19 protein-coding genes are annotated in these 21,109 nt (G+C 38.6%); all 19 read right to left on the bottom strand.

Translation table 11 applies throughout. The features are described 5' to 3' along the window. Positions 1–100: 100 nt before the first annotated feature. The 19 genes from rbfA to hslV all read right to left on the bottom strand — a co-directional run bounded on the left by rbfA (position 101) and on the right by hslV (position 20,863). Positions 101–475: a 30S ribosome-binding factor RbfA gene (gene rbfA / locus CVD27_RS08410; RefSeq protein WP_101647446.1), complete on the bottom strand. Its 375-nt coding sequence runs from the start codon at positions 473–475 to the stop codon at positions 101–103. 17 nt (positions 476–492) lie between these two features. Then, entirely contained in the window at positions 493–771 is a 279-nt protein-coding gene (locus tag CVD27_RS08405) for a DUF503 domain-containing protein (RefSeq protein ID WP_180960201.1), read from the bottom strand. Further along, complete coding sequence (infB, locus tag CVD27_RS08400) at positions 771–3,074, bottom strand: translation initiation factor IF-2 (RefSeq protein ID WP_101647444.1); 2,304 nt, start codon at positions 3,072–3,074, stop codon at positions 771–773. Before infB ends, CVD27_RS08405 begins: the two co-directional genes overlap by 1 nt. Positions 3,075–3,094: 20 nt before the next feature. Continuing rightward, positions 3,095–3,397, bottom strand: coding sequence for a YlxQ family RNA-binding protein (locus tag CVD27_RS08395; protein ID WP_101647443.1), 303 nt, complete (start codon positions 3,395–3,397; stop codon positions 3,095–3,097). 8 nt (positions 3,398–3,405) lie between these two features. Further along, positions 3,406–3,678 carry an RNase P modulator RnpM gene (gene rnpM / locus CVD27_RS08390; protein ID WP_101647442.1) on the bottom strand — a complete coding sequence of 91 codons (273 nt, stop codon included), beginning with the start codon at positions 3,676–3,678 and terminating at the stop codon, positions 3,406–3,408. Between the two features lie 15 nt (positions 3,679–3,693). After that, positions 3,694–4,818 (bottom strand): transcription termination factor NusA, encoded by a 1,125-nt coding sequence (gene nusA / locus CVD27_RS08385; RefSeq protein WP_101647441.1) that lies wholly within the window; start codon positions 4,816–4,818, stop codon positions 3,694–3,696. Positions 4,819–4,861: 43 nt separating this feature from the next. Beyond that, positions 4,862–5,332 carry a ribosome maturation factor RimP gene (gene rimP, locus CVD27_RS08380; protein WP_101647440.1) on the bottom strand — a complete coding sequence of 157 codons (471 nt, stop codon included), beginning with the start codon at positions 5,330–5,332 and terminating at the stop codon, positions 4,862–4,864. 239 nt (positions 5,333–5,571) lie between these two features. Further along, a complete protein-coding gene (locus CVD27_RS08375) occupies positions 5,572–9,897 on the bottom strand; it encodes a PolC-type DNA polymerase III (protein ID WP_101647439.1) in 4,326 nt (1,441 codons plus the stop codon). A 159-nt stretch (positions 9,898–10,056) separates the two neighbouring features. Beyond that, on the bottom strand, positions 10,057–11,316 hold the full coding sequence (gene rseP, locus CVD27_RS08370) for an RIP metalloprotease RseP (RefSeq protein ID WP_101647438.1): 1,260 nt from the start codon (positions 11,314–11,316) through the stop codon (positions 10,057–10,059). 41 nt (positions 11,317–11,357) lie between these two features. Further along, a complete protein-coding gene (gene dxr / locus CVD27_RS08365; RefSeq protein WP_101647437.1) occupies positions 11,358–12,500 on the bottom strand; it encodes a 1-deoxy-D-xylulose-5-phosphate reductoisomerase in 1,143 nt (380 codons plus the stop codon). 93 nt (positions 12,501–12,593) lie between these two features. Further along, positions 12,594–13,388: a phosphatidate cytidylyltransferase gene (locus CVD27_RS08360; protein WP_101647436.1), complete on the bottom strand. Its 795-nt coding sequence runs from the start codon at positions 13,386–13,388 to the stop codon at positions 12,594–12,596. Positions 13,389–13,428: 40 nt separating this feature from the next. Beyond that, positions 13,429–14,211: an isoprenyl transferase gene (locus CVD27_RS08355; protein WP_101647435.1), complete on the bottom strand. Its 783-nt coding sequence runs from the start codon at positions 14,209–14,211 to the stop codon at positions 13,429–13,431. Between the two features lie 276 nt (positions 14,212–14,487). Continuing rightward, positions 14,488–15,045 carry a ribosome recycling factor gene (frr, locus tag CVD27_RS08350; RefSeq protein WP_101647434.1) on the bottom strand — a complete coding sequence of 186 codons (558 nt, stop codon included), beginning with the start codon at positions 15,043–15,045 and terminating at the stop codon, positions 14,488–14,490. After that, positions 15,045–15,770 carry a UMP kinase gene (pyrH, locus tag CVD27_RS08345; protein WP_101647433.1) on the bottom strand — a complete coding sequence of 242 codons (726 nt, stop codon included), beginning with the start codon at positions 15,768–15,770 and terminating at the stop codon, positions 15,045–15,047. The genes frr and pyrH overlap by 1 nt, the downstream gene beginning before the upstream one ends. Before the next feature lie 251 nt (positions 15,771–16,021). Then, on the bottom strand, positions 16,022–16,906 hold the full coding sequence (gene tsf, locus CVD27_RS08340; protein WP_101647432.1) for a translation elongation factor Ts: 885 nt from the start codon (positions 16,904–16,906) through the stop codon (positions 16,022–16,024). Between the two features lie 125 nt (positions 16,907–17,031). Beyond that, on the bottom strand, positions 17,032–17,736 hold the full coding sequence (gene rpsB, locus CVD27_RS08335) for a 30S ribosomal protein S2 (protein ID WP_098528709.1): 705 nt from the start codon (positions 17,734–17,736) through the stop codon (positions 17,032–17,034). A 272-nt stretch (positions 17,737–18,008) separates the two neighbouring features. Continuing rightward, the gene (codY, locus tag CVD27_RS08330; RefSeq protein ID WP_101647431.1) at positions 18,009–18,788 is read right to left on the bottom strand and encodes a GTP-sensing pleiotropic transcriptional regulator CodY; all 780 of its coding nucleotides are present in this window, start codon (positions 18,786–18,788) and stop codon (positions 18,009–18,011) included. A 110-nt stretch (positions 18,789–18,898) separates the two neighbouring features. Further along, positions 18,899–20,302, bottom strand: a complete 1,404-nt coding sequence (gene hslU / locus CVD27_RS08325) for an HslU--HslV peptidase ATPase subunit (RefSeq protein WP_101647430.1) — start codon at positions 20,300–20,302, stop codon at positions 18,899–18,901. Positions 20,303–20,320: 18 nt separating this feature from the next. Then, positions 20,321–20,863, bottom strand: coding sequence for an ATP-dependent protease subunit HslV (gene hslV, locus CVD27_RS08320; protein WP_101647429.1), 543 nt, complete (start codon positions 20,861–20,863; stop codon positions 20,321–20,323). Positions 20,864–21,109: the final 246 nt, after the last annotated feature.

The raw sequence follows: 21,109 nt of genomic DNA, 5'->3' as shown, positions 1-21,109 counted from the left end.
CCGCAGGAGTCTCGCGCCTTCCGCTCTAATCACCAAAGTAGTAACACAGCCATCATTTTAAAAGAAGAATTAAAAAAAGGGATAGACATATGTCTATCCACTATTCTTCTTCATGATTTTGTAACGGTTTATCATCATCCGAATGCAATTGATGAAGCAGGGTTTCGATTCGATTTCCGTAATCGATTGATTCATCCCATTCAAAGATGATTTCAGGTGTTTTACGAAGGCGGATACGGTGCCCTATTTCAGTTCGAATAAACCCTTTTGCTTTGGCAAGACCTTTCAGGGTATTCTCCTTTTGCTCGTCATCGCCTAGTACGGATATAAATACTTTTGCTTGTTGAAGATCGCCTGATACTTGGACATCCGTTACGGTTACAAATCCAATCCGTGGATCTTTAATTTTCCGTCCGATAATATCACTAAGTTCTTTTTTCATTTGTTCTCCAACACGATTTGCTCTGTGGCTCATTGCATTCACCTCTTAACTTAAAGCCATTCTATCTCGGTGATCGTTCTCTCTATCTCAGGAAATGAGTCGATTAGTTTTAATGCATTTTGTAATTCCTGCTCTGTAGCAACTTTTGTGGACGTAACAACTGCTATGGCGATTTTGGTTCTTTGCCATACATCTTGAAAATCCACTTCGGCAACTGATACATTAAATTTCTGTTTTAACCGAGTTAAAATTCGCTGCAGAACCGCCCGTTTCTCCTTTAAAGAATGGGCATCGTAGATGATACATTCACATTCGGCTACGCCGATCATCATTTACGCTCGACTTCTTCCATTACAAATGCCTCAATGATATCTCCCTCTTTTACATCATTGAAGTTCTTAATTGTGATTCCACACTCATAACCTTGTGCAACCTCTTTTGCATCGTCTTTAAATCTCTTCAAAGCATCAATATGCCCTTCAAAGATAACCACACCATTTCGGATTAGACGGATTCCACTGTCACGAGTAATCTTTCCATCAGTTACATAAGAACCAGCAATGGTACCAACCTTTGATACCTTAAAGGTTTGACGAATTTCAGCCTGACCAATAATTTTTTCTTGGAATTCAGGATCAAGCATCCCTTTCATCGCTGCTTCAATTTCTTCAATTACTTTATAGATAATCCGGTGCAGACGAACATCAACTTTTTCAGCTTCAGCTGCACGTTTTGCATTCACATCCGGACGAACGTTAAAGCCAATAACGATAGCATTTGAAGCAGCTGCAAGGGTGATATCTGATTCATTAATGGCACCAACACCACTATGAATAATTTTAATATTTACGCCTTCTACATCAATTTTCTGCAAGGAAGCAGCAACTGCTTCTGCGGAACCTTGAACATCAGCTTTTAAGATTATGTTTAGGTCCTTCATTTCGCCTTGCTTTAACTGCTCAAACAAATTATCAAGGCTGACAATTGATTTTTCACCGCGGTGAGCAGCAAGGGCTACTTGAGCACGTGCTTCTCCAATTTGACGAGCTGTTTTTTCATCTTCAAATACGACGAAACGATCGCCTGCCTGCGGTACATCATTCAAACCTGTGATTTCAACTGGAGTTGATGGACCAGCATCTTTCACACGACGCCCTTTATCATTGACCATAGCACGAACACGACCAAAGGTATTCCCTACAACGATTGGGTCACCTATTTTTAGTGTACCATTTTGGACTAATAATGTTGCAACAGAACCGCGCCCTTTATCCAATTGGGCTTCGATTACTGTTCCTACCGCATTTCGGTTAGGATTTGCTTTGTATTCTTCTACTTCACTTACAAGCAAAATCATTTCGAGCAGGTTATCGATACCTTCACCTGTTTTTGCGGATAGCGGGACAAATATAGTATCCCCACCCCATGCTTCTGATACTAATCCGTGTTCCGTTAATTCCTGCATAACACGGTCAGCATTAGCTGCTTCTTTATCCATTTTATTAACAGCAACAATAATTGGCACTTCTGCAGCTTTTGCATGGTTAATGGCTTCAACCGTTTGTGGCATTACACCGTCATCCGCTGCAACCACAAGTATCGTGATGTCAGTAATTTGAGCACCACGGGCACGCATAGTCGTAAAGGCAGCGTGTCCAGGAGTATCAAGGAAAGTAATCTTCTTGCCGTTTTCAACAACCTGATAGGCACCAATATGCTGGGTAATTCCTCCAGCTTCGCCTTCAGTTACCTTAGTATTTCGAATGGAATCAAGCAAGGTTGTTTTCCCATGGTCAACGTGTCCCATAATGGTAACAACCGAAGGTCTTTCCACTAAGTTTTCCTCAGTGTCTTCAGTAAAATACACTTCTAAATCGGTTGTATCGATTTTGATTTCTTCTTCTACTTCGACACCATACTCACCTGCAATTAATTCTATTGCATCTTTATCAAGGACCTGATTAATGGTAGCCATTACACCGAGTAAAAATAATTTTTTTATAATTTCGGATGGTTCACGGTATAGCTTTTTAGCTAATTCTGCAACTGTAAGGGATTCACTAAAAGTAATTTTAGTTGGAAGTTCTTTCTCCTTTTTCTTTTGAGGAGCAGCCTGTTGTTGCGTGTGGGTATGATTTTTCTTTTTATTATTTTGGTTATTTCTATTTTGATTGTTATTAAATGGCTTATTTTTTCCCTTCCCTGCATTGAAGGCTTTATTTTCTTTCGATTGGTATTCCTGGTCATGCTTTTTGCCTTCTTTATTCTTAGGAGGAGCAACCACTTTCACTTTACTTGGTACAGCTTTATTATCAGCTTCTTCCTCAAAAGCCTTAGCTGTTTTGGCGATTACTTGAGACTTCTGTCCGCCTTGAGCCGGTCTTTGATTTTGGTGGTTTTGCGCGCCCGCTGGACGGGAATTCGTACGATTTTGCTGCCCACTATTTTGTTTTGGCTGTGAAACAGTACCAGCCTTTTTGTTATAAGTGGCATCCAGTTTTTTTACATCTGCATCTTCTATTGTAGCCATATGATTGGAGACCTCTATATTCATTTCTTTTAGTTTATTGATTATTTCTTTACTTGAAATATTGTGTTTTTTTGCGTATTCATAAACACGGATTTTACTCATTTGTTTCACCCCCGCTAGATTTAATCGAGCAACGTTACCAATTTCTTTGCAAATCCATCATCCATAACTGCAACAACAACGCGGGCTTCTTTGCCAATTGCCTGACCAAGAAGATAACGATCTTCCACCATTTTTAAAGGCACATGATAAGAATTACATTTATCTGTAATTTTTTTAGTTGTATTTGTAGATGCATCTGCGGCTAATAAAATGAGTTTTGCCTTATTGTTTCGAATTTCCTTAAGGGCAAGTTCCTCACCTGATATGATTTTACGCGCTCGATTGGCTAAGCCAAGCAATGACATCCATTGATTGTGTTTCATTTGGATTGTCAGTTCTCCTTCTCTATTAACTCAAGTAGTTCTTCATAGATTGAATCATTGATCTGTACCTCTAAGTGGTTAGACAAGGTGTTTTTTTTCTTGGCTAAAAGTACAGCTTCTTTGTTCTTAGAAAGGTATGCACCTCTGCCGGATTTCTTTCCAGTCAAATCGATGGATACTTCCCCTTCTTTTGAACGAACGATGCGAACGAGTTCTTTTTTCGGTTTCATTTCACCGGTTGCTACACATTTACGCATAGGAACTTTTTTTCTAGTGTTCACTCGTCATTCACCCACCTAGTCTTCTAACTCTTCTTCAAAATCAAAATCATTATCGATCTGATCGTCGAATAGTCTAATGGTTTCCTCACGTGGATAAATTCCTATTTCACGTGCTTCTGTTTCAGATTTAATATCGATTTTCCAGCCCGTTAATTTTGCAGCAAGACGAGCGTTTTGTCCACGTTTACCGATGGCCAAAGATAGTTGATAATCGGGAACCACCACTGTAGTTGCCTTATCCGGCTCATTCACCATTACATCAAGCACCTTCGAAGGGCTTAGTGAATTGGCAACGAAAACGACTGGGTCATCAGACCATTTTACAATATCAATTTTTTCACCTTTTAACTCATTCACAACAGCCTGAACACGAGTACCTTTTGGACCAACACATGATCCAACCGGATCAACCTCAGGATTATCTGAATGAACGGAAATCTTTGAACGATCACCTGCTTCACGAGCGACTGATTTAATTTCAACTGTGCCATCATAAATTTCGGGAACTTCTATCTCGAATAACCGTTTTAATAATCCTGGGTGTGTACGAGATACAAAAATTTGCGGACCCTTCGTTGTTTTCTCAACCTTTGTAATAAATACCTTGATACGATCATGTGGTTTGTATCGTTCATTTGGCATTTGTTCATTTACAGGTAATAATGCTTCAATTTTCCCAAGGCTGACATAAATAAATTTAGAATCAAGTCTTTGGACGATCCCCGTCATGATGTCTTCTTCACGATCAATAAATTCAGAATAGATAATTCCTCGTTCTGCTTCTCTTACACGCTGTGTCACCACTTGCTTTGCGGTTTGTGCAGCAATTCTTCCGAAGTCTTTTGGTGTTACTTCCATCTCGACAACATCTTCAACTTGATAATTTGGATTAATCCTTTGGGCATCCTCTAGAGAAATCTCTAAACGTGGATCGAATACCTGATCGACTACCTCTTTACGTGCAAATACACGCATGGAACCAGTTCCTAAATTTAAATCGATGCGGACATTTTGAGCCTGATTGAAATTTCTGCGGTATGCGGAAATTAATGCTGCTTCAATGGCTTCTATTAAAATATCCCTGGAAATACCTTTCTCTCTTTCCAGTATTGTAAGAGCATCTAATAATTCGCTGCTCATTTGCTTGTATCCCCCTAATCCTTATATTAAATTTTCTTTTTACCTACGAAAAAGTAACTGCCAGGCGGGCACTTGCTACTTTTTCATATGGAATTTCAATCGATTTTTTTCGAGTCTTAATTTTTATCTCAACGACTACTTGTTGACCATCAAAACCCACTAACATACCTTCAAACTTGTTTTCTCCATCAATTGGTTCATAGGTTTTAATAAAAACATTTTTCCCGATGGCCTTTTCGAAATCTTTAGCCTTTTTTAATGGCCTTTCTGCACCTGGGGAAGATACCTCTAGAAAATAGTTATGCGGAATGGGATCGACTTCATCGAGTTTCTCACTCAGCCGTTCGCTCACTATACCGCAATCCTCGATATCAACACCAGTTTCCTTATCGATATAAACGCGAAGAAACCAGCTTTTCCCTTCCTTCACATATTCGATTTCAACTAATTCTAATCCAAGTTCTTGAAAAATTGGTGCAGCTAGCTCTTCAACAACTTCCGTTACTTTGCTCATGCTTTACCTCCTTTTCTTCTATTATTCCACCCAAATTCTATGTAGTTCACGGAAAGTTTTATCAAATTAGACTAGAAAACAATAGTAAACAAAACCAAGATGCAAAAGCAGCTTGGTTACATAACGAAAGAGTGGGTTTCCCCACTCTTGAACTCGAGAGTATTTCTTAGTATTTCCAATAAAACTATACCATAACCATAGTTTATATGCAAACCCAAAAGCGAAAGCGCCTTGTTGTACTAGAACAACGAAAGCTGGTTCTGTTCAGGCAGTGCTGCTAAACAGCCTTGTTTATCTAAATATTCAAGGATGGTCTTAGATACTTTACCACGCTGCTGTAGATCTTCTTTGGATAGGAACTCTCCTTCTTCTCTTGCCTTCACGATATTAAAAGCCGCGTTGGTTCCTAATCCAGGAATAGAATTAAATGGAGGAATTAAGGTATTTCCTTCAATAATAAATTCTGAGGCATCTGATTTATATAAATCATAGTTTTGGAAACTGTAACCTCGTTCCGTCATTTCAAGTGCTAATTCTAAAACGGTTAATAAGTTCTTCTCTTTATTTGACGCCTCAAGGCCTTTTGCATTAATTTCTTCAAGTTTAGCTCGAATTGCTTCAGACCCTCGTGACATAGCCTCAATATCGAAGTCCTCGGCACGAACCGTGAAATAGGCAGCATAATAAAGCAGTGGAAGATGTACCTTAAAATACGCTATCCTTACAGCCATCAATACATAGGCTGCAGCGTGAGCTTTAGGGAACATATACTTGATTTTTTTGCAAGAATCAATATACCATTCTGGCACTTCATTCTTTCGCATCTCAGCTTCCATTTCTTCACTTAGCCCTTTACCTTTACGTACAGATTCCATAATCTTAAAGGCAAAGGAAGGATCAAGTCCCTGATAAATCAAATAAACCATAATATCATCACGACAACCAATTACTTCACTTAAGTTACAGATTTGGTTATGAATTAACTCCTGCGCATTTCCCAGCCATACGTCTGTCCCATGCGATAATCCAGAAATCTGAACGAGTTCAGAGAATGTCGTTGGCTTCGTATCCTCAAGCATTTGCCGAACAAATCGGGTACCGAATTCAGGAATTCCTAATGTTCCGGTTTTACACATAATTTGCTGCTCTGTTACACCTAGAGATTCGGTACTGCTAAATATTTTCATTACTTCTGGATCGTCAGTCGGAATGGTCTTTGGATCAATTCCGCTAAGATCCTGAAGCATCCGGATGACGGTCGGGTCGTCGTGTCCAAGTATATCAAGCTTTAAGACATTATCGTGGATGGAATGGAAATCAAAATGGGTCGTTTTCCATTCGGAATTTCGATCATCCGCCGGGAATTGAATTGGAGTGAAGTCATAGACATCCATATAATCTGGTATAACGATAATTCCCCCTGGATGCTGACCAGTTGTCCTTTTTACCCCCGTACAACCGGAAGCTAAGCGTTCCACTTCGGCCCCGCGTATTTGAAGATTATTATCTTGCTGGTAGGCTTTTACATAGCCAAAAGCTGTTTTATCGGCAACCGTACCAATCGTTCCTGCACGATATACATATTCCTCACCGAAAAGAACTTTCGTGTAGTTGTGTGCACGCGGCTGATATTCCCCAGAGAAGTTCAAATCGATATCGGGAACCTTATCTCCCTTGAACCCTAAGAAGGTTTCGAATGGAATATCATGACCGTCTTTACGGTATTTTTCACCACAATTTGGGCAGTCTTTATCAGGCAGGTCAAATCCAGAACCGACGGAACCATCATTAAAGAACTCTGAATGTTTACAGGTCGGACATACATAGTGCGGCGGCAGCGGGTTTACTTCCGTAATCTCGGTCATCGTAGCAACTAAAGATGAACCGACGGATCCACGCGAACCAACGAGATAACCATCATCGAGTGATTTTTTAACTAGTTTATGTGAGATCAAATAAATAACGGCAAACCCGTGCCCGATGATACTTTTTAATTCTTTTTCCAGCCTAGCTTCCACTATTTCTGGAAGCTCATCACCATAGATACTGCGTGCCATTGTATAACTCATTTCACGCATTTCTTCATCTGCACCTTCAATTCGTGGTGTATACAGATCGTCTTTTATAGGCTTAATGACATCAATCATATCGGCAATTTTATTTGTATTAGTGACAACAATTTCTTTTGCCTTATCTGCACCTAGAAATGCAAAAGCGTCAAGCATATCATTAGTTGTCCTAAAGTGAACATCCGGCAGTTCGTGCCTGTTCAACGGGTTTGCCCCGCCTTGCGAATTAATTAATATTTTACGATAGATTTTATCATTTTCATTTAAGTAGTGGACATTTCCTGTTGCCACCACTGGAATCCCCAACTTATCACCAAGGGCAACTATTTTGCCAATGATATCCTCCATCGCTCTTTCGTCACGTACGAGTTCCATTTCAATCAGCGGTGCATTTACTTCTTTTGGCATGACTTCGAGATAATCATAAAAGTTAGCATAGGCTTCTACTTCTTCAGGGGATTTTTGCATCATCCCTTCAAACACTTCACCTTTATTACAGCCCGATCCTACTAGAATTCCTTCACGATATTTTTGAAGTACGGATCTTGGGAGTCTTGGTACTCTGTAAAAATACTCAATATGTGAAATGGAGATTAGTTTGAATAGATTTTTCAAGCCGGCTTCAGTTTGGGCTAAAAGTGTACAGTGATATGGACGGGCACGTTGATAGGCATTTCCTTTACCCATATTATCATTGAATTCATCATGATACTGAATTCCCTTCTCCGATGCATCTTTTAGCATTTTCAAAAGGAGATAGCCTGTTGCTTCCGCATCATAAATGGCCCTGTGATGCTGGGTTAATTCAATATCGAACTTTTTTGCCAAGGTATTTAAACGATGGTTTTTCAATTCAGGATATAAAAATCGTCCGAGTTCTAATGTATCAATGACTGGATTTTTTGCTTTTTCTAAGCCGATTTGTTTATATCCAACATTCAAGAAACCCATATCAAATGAGGCATTATGGGCAACAAGGACAGCATCTCCTATCCATTCATGAAAATCCTTGATTACTTCATCCACATCAGGAGCATTTTGAACCATATCATCAGTAATTCCAGTCAGATTGATGGTCGTTGCCGAAAGACGATGATGCGGATTCGCAAAAGACTCGAACCTGTCAATGATCTCCCCATCCCTAACTTTTACGGCTGCGAGCTCAATAATGGTATCATAAACGGCTGAGAGGCCTGTTGTCTCAACGTCAAACACCACAAATGTATCCTCTGCAATCAGACGATGGGCATCATTATAGGCAATTGGCACCCCGTCATCTACAAGGTTCACCTCAACACCGTAAAGAATCTTAATGTCATTCTTCTTCCCAGCCCCATAGGCTTCAGGGAATGACTGGGCTACGGCATGGTCTGTAACAGCAATCGCTTTATGGCCCCATTTTTTTGCTTGAGCAATAAGAGCACTAACAGGAGTCACAGCATCCATTTGACTCATTGGCGTATGAAGATGCAGTTCAACCCGTTTTTCATCCTCCGGCGCGGTATCCTTACGCCCAGCAGGTTTGATTTCATTAATATCATTACAAATCATAACAAGATCACGGACAAAGGTATCGTTCTGGACGCTTCCACGAACCTTAACCCACATACCTTTTTTGACTAGTTGGAAAAGGGCCGCATCCTCTTTATCACGAGAAAACATTTTTACGATAATGGAACTTGTGTAATCTGTTATTTTAAAAGTTAATAAGGATCGTCCACTACGAAGTTCTCTTATTTCAGCATCAAAAATATAGCCCTCCACAACGACTCGTCTTTCTTCATCAACGATATCAATCAAACTTCGAAGTTCACTATCATCCTTAATTGTTAGACCAATGGTAAGCGGTCCTGTAGGTGCGTCTCCTCCCGAGGACCCTTTATCGGCTTCCTTCTTTTGCATTTCTACTACGGCCATTTTGGCACGCTCTTGATCTTCTTTCTGCTTTGCAAGTAAAAATTGCTCATATTCATCATTTTTTTCTTCATTTTTTAATTCTGTATCAATCGCCAATAGTGGGAAACCAAAGGTTTGATAAATATTTCCTATAACAGGACCATATTTTCTCTTTAAAGCAAGTCCTTCTGCTTCATTTCTAACAGAAACGGTTAATTTATTTCCACTAACTACCGGAATTTGTTCATTTAGAAGTTTTACAAGCGGAGGTGAAATTCCGTCAATTTGCTGGATACAATAGTTCCAGTACTCTAGTAACATTTCCGGCGTGACGGCTTGATTATTTACTTGGATATTGTAGGAAATGGCTGCGATGTTGGAAAATGCTCTTTCAAGCTGTGTTGTAAACTTGAGATAAACATTGAATGGAAGTATTTTTTCAAATATGAATTGAAAGTGCCACTTCCTTTCTTTCTTTTCAACCAGAAGCCTTTCAATTTGTGCATTTTCGAAATGCACTACTACAGCATCTTCTATTAATTGCAGCTGCTGGAGCAAGAGTTTGAATCGCTCTTTATTGCCTAAGGCATGTTCGCTCATCGTCTCTCTCCCATCTATTAAAACTATTATTTATCTATATCAAAATTTAATTATACCATAGGATAATTGATCATTTCGGCTAATTTCGACAAACTTCCCGCAAAAAATAGAGACCGCGTTAGCGATCCCTAAATAAGAATAACAAATTTAACTGATCATTTATAGGAAAAATCTCTGGATATCATTCCAGGTAACCACCAACATAAGCAGCATAAGGAGGGCAAAGCCGATAAAATGGACCATCCCTTCCTTTTGTCTGTCAATTGGTTTCCCTCTTACTGCTTCAACTGCAAAAAACATTAACCTTCCACCGTCAAGAGCCGGAATCGGTAATAAATTCATAATCCCTAAGTTTATACTTAATATGCCAGCCCACTTCATTAAGTAATATATTCCGGATTTAGCCACTTCATCAGTGGACTTATAAATTCCAACAGGACCGGATAGTGCATCTATGGAAAATTGACCAGTTACCAACTTACCAAGCATGACAAAAATCTGCTTCGTCCAGAAGTAGGTTTCAGTAAATCCTGATTTCACCGCTTGAATCGGTGATTTTTCGACAGGACTATAAACTCCAATAATCCCCATTTTCTCACCGTCAACCGTCTTTTCTTGCGGGGTTACTTGAATATCTTTCTCCTTGCCATCTCGAAGGATTGAAAAATCAAGTTTCTGATTTGGATTCTTCCTGATAATTTCAACAACGTCTGTCCAACTGGATATTTCCGAACCATTTATACTTTCTACAATATCCCCTTTGTGAAGACCCGCAGATTTAGCGGCACCATCAGGAGTAATAACACCCAATTTTGGGTCATTTGATGGGACACCTTGTAATAAAGCAATGATAATAAAGACGACGAAGGCTAATACAAAATTCATCATTGGGCCCGCAAAGATTGCCATAAATCTTTGAGGTAATGTTTTGGAGCCGAACTGTCGGTCAATAGGGGCAATTTGGGATTCAATGCCATTTTCAACGATTACTGCTTTAGGATCAATTTTAAATGTCTGGAAGCTTTCGTTTTCATCTTCTGGATATCCCTTTATAATTAAATCCTTTTCAATATCAGCAAACTCAACTTCAACAATCCGGCATTGAGGAAATTTCTCTTTATTATTTAAGATAATTTTATTGACGATTTCTTCCTTATTAAACAAAAGTCCAATACGGTAACCAGGCTTAATTTCAACCAGCTCAGGGTCTTCTCCGGCCATTCGAACAAAACCGCCAATTGGTAATAGACGAATGGTATAGGTAGTTTCACCCTTTTTATGAGTAAACACCTTTGGTCCCATTCCGATCGCAAACTCACGGCATAGAATTCCTGCTCTTTTCGCGAAAACGAAATGACCTAATTCATGAAAGAAGACCAGCGCGCCAAAAATCACAATGAAGGCAATAACTGTGCTCAATGATAAAACCACCTTTTTTAGAGGATAGGGAAGGATCTTTCCTATAGTAGTGAGTGTACAAACTGTCGAGTCTCTTTGTCAACTTCTTCAATTGTAGCTAAACTTGGATTTGCAATCACCTGATGCGTACTTAATGCTTGTTCAATTAAGTCCTCAATCTGTAAGAATCGAATATTCCCTTTTAAAAACTCAGCCACTGCCGCTTCGTTTGCTGCATTTAACACTGTAGGCATGGTTCCACCTGCTTTACCAGCTATATAAGCAAAATCAAGACAGCGGAAACGCTTAAAATCCATTTCCTGAAAGTGCAGCTTACCGATTTGTGCTAAATTCAATCGATTGGCTGAGATAAGAGGCAGCCGGTCAGGGTATGTAAGTGCATATTGAATAGGCACCCTCATATCAGGTGTTCCCAATTGAGCGATAATGCTAGAGTCATGAAACTCTACCATTGAATGAATGATACTTTCTTTGTGAAGTAATACATCTATTTTTTCAAAAGGAACTCCAAACAGCCAGTAAGCTTCAATAACCTCCAGCCCTTTATTCATCATAGTAGCGGAATCAATAGTTATTTTCGCACCCATCGACCAGTTTGGATGGTTTAAGGCCTGCTCTATGGTAACATCCACTAGTTCCGCCCGGGTTTGGTCACGGAAACTTCCACCGGATGCCGTTAAAATTAAACGTTCAATATTTTTATCCATTTCTCCTTGCAATGCTTGAAAAATGGCAGAATGTTCGCTGTCAACAGGGAGAAGCGGTACATTATTTCTTTTAGCCGCTTCTAGCACTAAATGTCCCGCAGTTACTAATGTTTCTTTATTAGCAATCGCAATAATTTTTCCACATTCAATAGCTTGTAATGTGGGATGAAGACCCACACTGCCAAGAACAGCGTTAACGAGGATATCCGATTTTTCAAATACAGCTACCTCGATTAACCCTTCACTGCCAAACGTAAACTTAGTCTTTGGAAATTCTGCTTTTAAAGTTGAGCAATCACTAGAATCCTGTACGGAAACTAGTAATGGTTTAAATTCGCTGATGAATTTTCGAGCTAAATCTATATTTTTTCCAACCGAAAATGCTGCTAATTGAAATTCTTCAGGGTGCTCTCGAATAATATCAATGGTTTGGACCCCGATTGATCCAGTAGCACCTAATAAACTAATTGTTTTCAAGTGGTTCAACTCCTAATAAGAAAAGCGGAAGCGCCCTTTTACTGAACTACTACACTAGTGGCTGGGGCTGTAGCTAGACAATTCATGACAACCTTATGTCCAAAGATGGAATAAGTTTAATATTGGCCAAACAAATAATAGGCTGTCAAATCGGTCAAGTATTCCCCCATGACCAGGGAGAATTTTGCCTGAATCCTTTACATTAAAATGACGTTTAAAAGCGGATTGGACAAGGTCGCCAATTTGTCCAAAAACAGAAAGAACAACAGTAATACCCATTAATGTAACTAAACCGACTGGAATCGTTTTGGAAAATAAAGAAAATAATATTCCCACAATCACAGCACAAACGACACCGCCCAATGAGCCTTCAACTGTCTTATTGGGACTAATTTCCGGCCAAAGCTTATGTTTCCCCATCGCTTTACCAACAAAATAGGCACCTGAATCCGTTGCCCAAATAAGAAATAGCGAATAAAAAACATAAACAAGTCCTGCCTCACGAGTTTCAATAAAAAAGTAAAAACCAATTCCGACATAAATTGCTGATAATATTGAAAAAGAAACATCTTCAAAGGTAAAACGGTTTTTTGTTATCACCGTAAAGGCTAATAACAACATAATACAGATCATCGCGACCTCAGTCTTTGAATAAAAAAAACTCGAGAGAATATGATGATACTGCTTAGGAAAAATAATCACCCAAAGGAAAATTAGTGATAATAAGCCGTTTATTGAAAAGATATTCAAATTTTTCATTTTTAATAGTTCGTATAACCCAATTGTAGCAAGAATGTATGTCAACAGAACAAATGGAAGTCCTCCGTAAAATACAATTGGCAAAAATAATGCCGCTGCTACCACTCCTGTAATGATTCTTTGCTTCATCTAGTTCAACACCTTTTATGTTTTAAGAGAGGTAATAATACTACGATAAGATTCCGCCAAATCTGCGCTGACGTTTTTGATAGGCTTCAATCGCTTCAAGGAAATATTCCTCGTTAAAATCTGGCCATAAAACATCAGTAAACCAAAATTCAGAGTAAGCTAATTGCCATAGCATAAAGTTGCTTAAGCGAATCTCACCACTAGTCCGGATTAACAAGTCTGGGTCTGAGAAATCGGAACTCATTAAATAAGAGGAAAAGACTTCTTCATTTAGTTCCGTCTCCTTCAGTATACCATTTTTGTTATCTTTTATAATTTGTTTTACAGCATCGAGTATTTCTGCCCTGCTTCCGTAATTTAAGGCGAAATTAAGGACAAGTCCTGTATTATTTTTCGTTTCTTCAACCGCCCTTTCAATTGCATGGAGTGTATGAGAAGGCAATTGATCTTTATACCCCATCATTTTAACTTGAACATTATTCTCAATTAATTCAGGAAGAAAAGTACCTAAAAATTCTTCCGGAAGTTTCATAATATATTCCACTTCATTTTTTGGACGTTTCCAGTTTTCAGTAGAAAAGGCATATAAGGTTAAGGACTTGATTCCGAGTTTATTAGCCAGCATGGTTGTTTTACGGACAACCTTCATGCCCTCGTGATGACCTGCAATACGCGGCAAGGCTCTTTTTTTTGCCCAGCGCCCATTACCGTCCATAATAATAGCCACATGTTCAGGGATAGGCGATTCTTTTATTTCTTCTATTTTATCTCGGAGTGTGGAAGAGTTAGCCGGCTTCTTCCAAAGCCCAAATTTATTCAACATAACATTGCTCCTCAATTAATTAATTCATTTCCTCCGATAATAAATCATGTATTCACATATCCAACTATGTAAAAAGATTTTTAGGTCAGATGATATTATCATACCAAAAAAACTAAAAGATATCTCTTATAATACCTTATGTAAAATAACAGGAATTAAGAATAATGTTCAGAAATATTAAGAGGACAATTTGCTAATCCCTTGAATAGTGAAAAAACCCCCTATTATAGAGGGTCTTTTAAATCAAATTTTAACTAACAGCAGACACTGTTTTTCCTACACTTCTAAAATTTCTTTTTCTTTATCTTTCGTGATTTGATCAATTTTTTGAATAAACTCATCTGTTAGCTTTTGAATATCATCGGAATAGCCGCGAAGTGCATCCTCTGTAATTTCACCATTTTTCTCAAGTTTTTTCAAATCGTCATTCCCATCACGGCGAATGTTACGAATCCCTACTTTCGCTTCTTCTGATTCTTTTTTAACTAACTTAACAAGTTCTTTGCGTCGTTCTTCAGTCAATTGAGGGATGGCGATTCGAATAACAGATCCATCGTTAGAAGGATTTAATCCTAAATCAGATTTCAAAATCGCTTTTTCAATATCACCAAGAATGGATTTATCATATGGTTGAATCACGAGTAAACGAGCTTCTGGAGTAGAAATTCCCGCCATTTGATTAACAGGTGTTGGAGCTCCATAGTAATCAACCGTAATACGATCTAACAATGAAGCGCTGGCACGGCCAGCACGAATACTTGCTAGCTCACGAGTATATGCTTGAATTGCTTTGGTCATACGATCTTTTGTCGAGGCGATGACTTGTTTTGGCATTAGTTTTTCCCCCTAACGATAGTTCCAATTTTTTCTCCCATAACAGCTTTTTTGATATTGCCTTGTTCCATAATCGAGAACACAATTAACGGAATATCATTATCCATACATAATGAAGAGGCAGTTGAATCCATAACCGCTAAACCTTCCTTAATGACATCTAAGAATGTAAGATCTTCATACTTAGTTGCATTGGCATCGATTCTTGGGTCTGCAGAATAAACACCATCGACATTATTTTTAGCCATTAAGATTACTTCCGCATCAATCTCCGCTGCCCTTAATGCCGCAGTTGTATCTGTTGAGAAGTAAGGATTACCTGTACCTGCTGCAAAAATAACAACCCGACTTTTTTCTAGGTGTCTCATCGCACGACGTCTAATATATGGTTCAGCTACCTGACGCATTTCAATGGATGTTTGTACACGTGATTCAATTCCTAATTGCTCCAAACTATCCTGAAGTGCTAACGAATTCATCACTGTTGCAAGCATTCCCATATAATCAGCAGTGGCTCTGTCCATACCCATCTCACTGCCGATTTTACCCCGCCAAATATTACCACCGCCTACAACGACAGCGACTTCAACACCAAGTTCTGCTACTTCTTTCACTTGTTCAGCAATTGACTTAATTACAGAAGGTTTAATACCAAAACTGGATTCCCCAGCAAGTGCTTCCCCACTTAATTTTAATACTACTCTTTTGTACTTAGGACCGCTCATATAAACCTCCGTTTGTTAAAAGCGCAAGCGCCTTGACTAGGGGCGACAAGCACAAGACGAGCCGACCGAAAGGTTGTTCTTTAACCTTTTGGACGGATTGGCTTGTGACCTCGAGCCCCTAGGCGCTGGAGCTAGATATATTTATTATATATTTCTCTTCAAAAATAGGGAACACACTGTGTCCCCTATTTAAAAACTATTACAGTAACATTCCCTTATAGCTTTGGTTTTCATGCTAGAGAATATTTGACTTATTTTTTATTTACTTGGTTCATAACTTCTTCAGCGAAGTTGTCTTCTTTCTTTTCAATACCTTCGCCTACTTCGTAACGTACGAATTCACGTACAGTTGCACCTTTTGATTCAACGAATTGACGAACTTTTTGATCAGGGTTTTTAACGAAAGTTTGGTCAAGAAGACATACATCTTCAAAGTATTTGCCAAGACGGCCTTCTACCATTTTTGCTACGATGTTTTCTGGCTTACCTTCGTTAAGTGCTTGTTGTGTTAACACTTGACGCTCATGCTCAACTTCTTCTGCAGATACTTGGTCACGAGATACATATTTTGGTCTTAATGCAGCGATATGCATGGAAACATCTTTCGCAGAAGCTTCATCAGTCGTACCTTCAAGTACTGTTAGAACACTGATGCGGCCACCCATGTGGAGGTAAGCACCAAAAGCATCATTATCAGTCTTAGTTACAATTGCAAAACGGCGAAGTGAAAGCTTTTCTCCGATTTTTGCGATAGAAGCATTGATATGATCAGCAACAGTTGCTCCGTTTTCCATTGTTTGAGCAGATGCTTCTTCAACAGTAGCTGGTTTATTTTTCAATAAGTGAGCTGCAAGTTCTTGAACAAGAGCTTGGAATGCTTCATTTTTAGCAACGAAATCAGTTTCAGAGTTAACTTCAAGGATAACCGCTTCGTTACCTTCTGTTACCACTGAAGTTAAACCTTCAGCAGCAATACGGTCTGCTTTATTAGCAGCTTTAGCAATACCTTTCTCACGTAGGAAATCGATTGCTTTGTCCATATCACCATCTGTTGCTGTAAGTGCTTTTTTACAGTCCATCATGCCTGCGCCTGTTTTTTCACGAAGTTCTTTTACCATTTGAGCAGTAACTGCCATTTTAAAATTCCTCCTTTAAACTATGTACTATTCTATATCTTAGCCATTCAAACTTAAGATAAACATTTCTTAAAAAAAGGTGATAAAGGGTCTCCCTCTTATCACCTTCTGAATAAGTCACTATCTTACGCTTCTTGTGCTACTTCTTCGCCTTGTTTAGCTTCAAGGATCGCATCCGCCATTTTACCAGTTAATAGTTTAACAGCACGGATTGCATCGTCGTTAGCCGGAATTACAACATCGATTTCATCTGGATCACAGTTAGTATCAACAATACCTACGATAGGAATGTTTAACTTTTTAGCTTCTGCTACTGCGATACGCTCTTTACGAGGATCGATGATGAATAGTGCATCAGGAAGTTGCTTCATGTCTTTGATTCCGCCTAGGAATTTCTCAAGACGTTCTTGTTCTTTCTTAAGTTGAACAACTTCTTTCTTAGGTAATACTTCAAAAGTACCGTCTTCTGACATTCTTTCGATATCTTTTAAGCGGCCAATACGCTTTTGGATTGTTTCAAAGTTTGTTAATGTACCACCTAACCAGCGTTGGTTAACATAGTACATACCAGAACGAGCTGCTTCTTCTTTAACAGAATCTTGAGCTTGTTTCTTAGTACCAACAAAAAGAATAGTTCCGCCGTTACCAGCAAGATCTTTAACCCAGTTATAAGCTTCTTCCACTTTTTTAACTGTTTTTTGAAGGTCGATGATGTAGATACCGTTACGCTCAGTGAAGATATATTTCTTCATCTTAGGGTTCCAACGGCGAGTTTGGTGTCCGAAGTGTACACCTGCTTCAAGCAATTGTTTCATTGAAATAACTGACATGTGTTTTTTCCTCCTAGTGGTTTGTTTTCCTCCGCTCGTCTCATTTTTAAATAGAAACTGATTTATTCAGCACCATCTATTTAAATCAACAAGCGTGTGTATTAACACCATGAAATAATATAGCATAAGTAAATATAACAATCAAGAACTACTTTTTAATTTTTTTAAACAGGTTGTTGTTTTCCGCTCCAATCAACAGGTAAAAAACAATGACTATTCTTTACTCATTCTAAAAAAATCCCCAATTTTATAAAATTGGGGATGGTCTCATATTAGTTAGATCTTAATTTATCAAGTTCGACAAGAAACTTGTCATTGAGGACCTTGATATACGTACCCTTCATACCAAGTGATCGTGATTCGATAACCCCTGCACTCTCAAGCTTTCTTAGTGCGTTTACAATTACAGAACGTGTAATTCCAACACGGTCAGCAATCTTTGAAGCAACTAATAAACCTTCATGGCCGTTAAGCTCCTCAAAAATGTGTTCGATCGCTTCTAATTCACTATAAGACAATGAACTAATCGCCATTTGAACAACAGCTTTGCTTCTTGCTTCCTCTTCGATTTCTTCCGATTTTTCACGTAGAATCTCCATACCTACAACGGTCGCACCATACTCGGCTAGAATTAAATCATCATCATGAAATTTTTCTTGCAGTCTTGCTAGAATTAAAGTACCTAGGCGTTCCCCGCCACCAATAATTGGAACAATTGTTGTTAAACCTTCCTTAAAAAGGTCTCTATTTTCTACTGGGAATGCAGTATATTGGCTTTCAATATCCAAATTTGAAGAAGTCTCTTGGATATTAAATAACCCTTTAGAGTATTCCTCAGGAAATTGTCGATCCTCAAACATTTTCTTTAAACGTTCATTTTCAATTTGTTGATAAATTGAAAATCCTAAAAGCTTCCCGCGGCGGCTAACGATGTAAACATTCGCTTCAATCGTCTCACTTAACGTTTCCGACATTTCTTTGAAATTAACAGGCTTACCTGCTGCCTTCTGTAGTAAAACATTAATTCGTCTAGTTTTTGTAAGTAAATCCATCTGTTTCTTCCTCCTAGTAACTACAACCATTATTAAATTTTTTTGTAAAACAGTTCCTGTATAAGTATTTAAGAATGGCATCTCCTGAAAAATTCAAAAAATCTACATTCCTAAAGAATGAATTGGCTTAGATCTTTATTCTTTGAAATTGCACCAAGCTTTTCATCTACATATTGTGGAGTGATCGTAATTTTCTCCATTGTGATATCAGGAGCTTCAAAGGATAAATCCTCTAACAGCTTTTCAAGTATCGTATGGAGTCGTCTAGCCCCAATATTATCGGTATTTTGATTGACCTCAAATGCTACTTCAGCGATTCTACGAATAGCATCGTCAGAAAATTCAATTTGTATACCTTCAGTTTCCAATAATGCTTGATATTGTTTAATTAAGGCATGATCAGGCTCGATTAAAATTCTATAGAAGTCTTCCACCGTTAACTTTGTAAGTTCAACACGAATCGGAAAACGCCCTTGAAGTTCTGGAATTAAATCTGAAGGTTTGGCAATATGAAATGCCCCCGCTGCAATGAATAAAATATGGTCTGTCTTAATCGAACCATACTTAGTAACAACAGTTGATCCCTCAACCACCGGTAAGATATCACGTTGAACGCCTTCCCTTGAGACATCTGCCGATGAGCCACCGGAATTTTTACTGGCAATTTTATCAATCTCGTCAATAAAAATAATTCCTGTTTGTTCTGCTCGGTAAATTGCCTCTGATGAAACTTCATCCATGTCAATCAGTTTTGCAGCTTCTTCATTTGTTAACACCTTTCTTGCTTCATGAACCGTTAGTTTTCGTTTCTTACGCTTTTTCGGCATAAAACTGCTAAGAGCATCTTGCATATTCATGCCCATTTGTTCAATCCCTGAACCTTGAAGCATATCGAACATAGAAGGGGTTTGCTCTTCTACTTCTACGGTAACTACTTCATCCTCTAATTGTCCAAGAGCGAGTTTCTCTTTGACAATCTTCCTCTTTTCCTGAGCAGAATAATCATCCTGTTGTGTATCTGGTTCAGAAGTAGCATTTCCTCCCCCAAATAACATTTCAAGTGGATTTTTGTAGTTTGTAGCTTTTTTAGCGGATGGAACAAGTAAATCCACAAGCCTGCTATTAGCATTTTCTTCGGCTCTTTCCTTCACACTTTGCATCCGTTCTTCTTTCACTAAACGAACAGAAGTTTCAGCCAGGTCGCGAACCATGGATTCAACATCTCGGCCAACATATCCCACTTCTGTGAATTTAGTTGCTTCTACCTTTATAAACGGAGCACCGACAAGCTTTGCCATTCTTCTGGCAATTTCCGTTTTACCTACCCCTGTTGGACCGATCATTAAAATATTTTTTGGAATAATTTCTTCACGAAGCTTTTCATTTAAAAGACCTCTTCTGAAACGATTTCTCAAAGCAACCGCAACCGCTTTCTTTGCATCCTTTTGTCCAATAATATATTGATCAAGTTTTTCAACTATTTGGCGTGGAGTTAAATTCGTAGTTTTTACCATTTTTTTGTCTCCTTCCCGTTACAGCTCTTCAACGATAATGTTGTGGTTGGTATATACACATATTTCTGCAGCTATTTCTAAAGAAGCTTTTGCAATTTCTTTTGCAGATAAATGTTCACCTGCATATTTCTTTAAAGAACGGCCAGCTGCCAATGCATAATTTCCCCCTGAGCCGATAGCGAGAATTCCGTCATCAGGTTCAATCACTTCACCAGTTCCGGATACAAGTAACAAACTTTCGCGATTCATGACAATTAACATCGCTTCCAACTTGCGAAGCATCTTATCGTTTCTCCACTCTTTAGCAAGCTCGACAGCAGCCCTTTGAAGATTTCCATTATATTCCTCTAACTTTCCTTCAAACAGTTCAAAAAGTGTAAATGCATCTGCCACTGAACCAGCGAAACCTGCCAATACTTTACCATTAAATATCTTTCTTACTTTTCTAGCAGTGTGTTTCATCACAACGGCATTTCCAAATGTCACCTGACCATCACCGGACATGGAGCATTCACCGTTATGGTGGATTGCAAATATTGTAGTCGCATGAAATTGATTCATGAGTTCTTCCTCCTCTTGGAGTAATTTTCCGTTTAAAAAGTCAAGTGATATGTAATAGCTGGGTATTTGAACCCTCTTATTAATGAAAAAATGAAATCACTGAAATCAAGTTATTAATGGTTCAATTGTCATTTTGCGGAATTGCTTACTATTTGTAAACACCCAACAAATATGTTTAATAAAACATTCACAATTAACATACGATTAAAACTGCAAGGGCTACTAAATCGTAACATACTTCCAAAG

It is taken from the genome of Neobacillus cucumis, assembly GCF_002860255.1.
GTDB lineage: Bacteria > Bacillota > Bacilli > Bacillales > Cytobacillaceae > Neobacillus > Neobacillus cucumis_A.
Note: the sequence above shows the minus strand (reverse complement) of the source record. Positions and strands in the feature narration are given on the sequence as shown.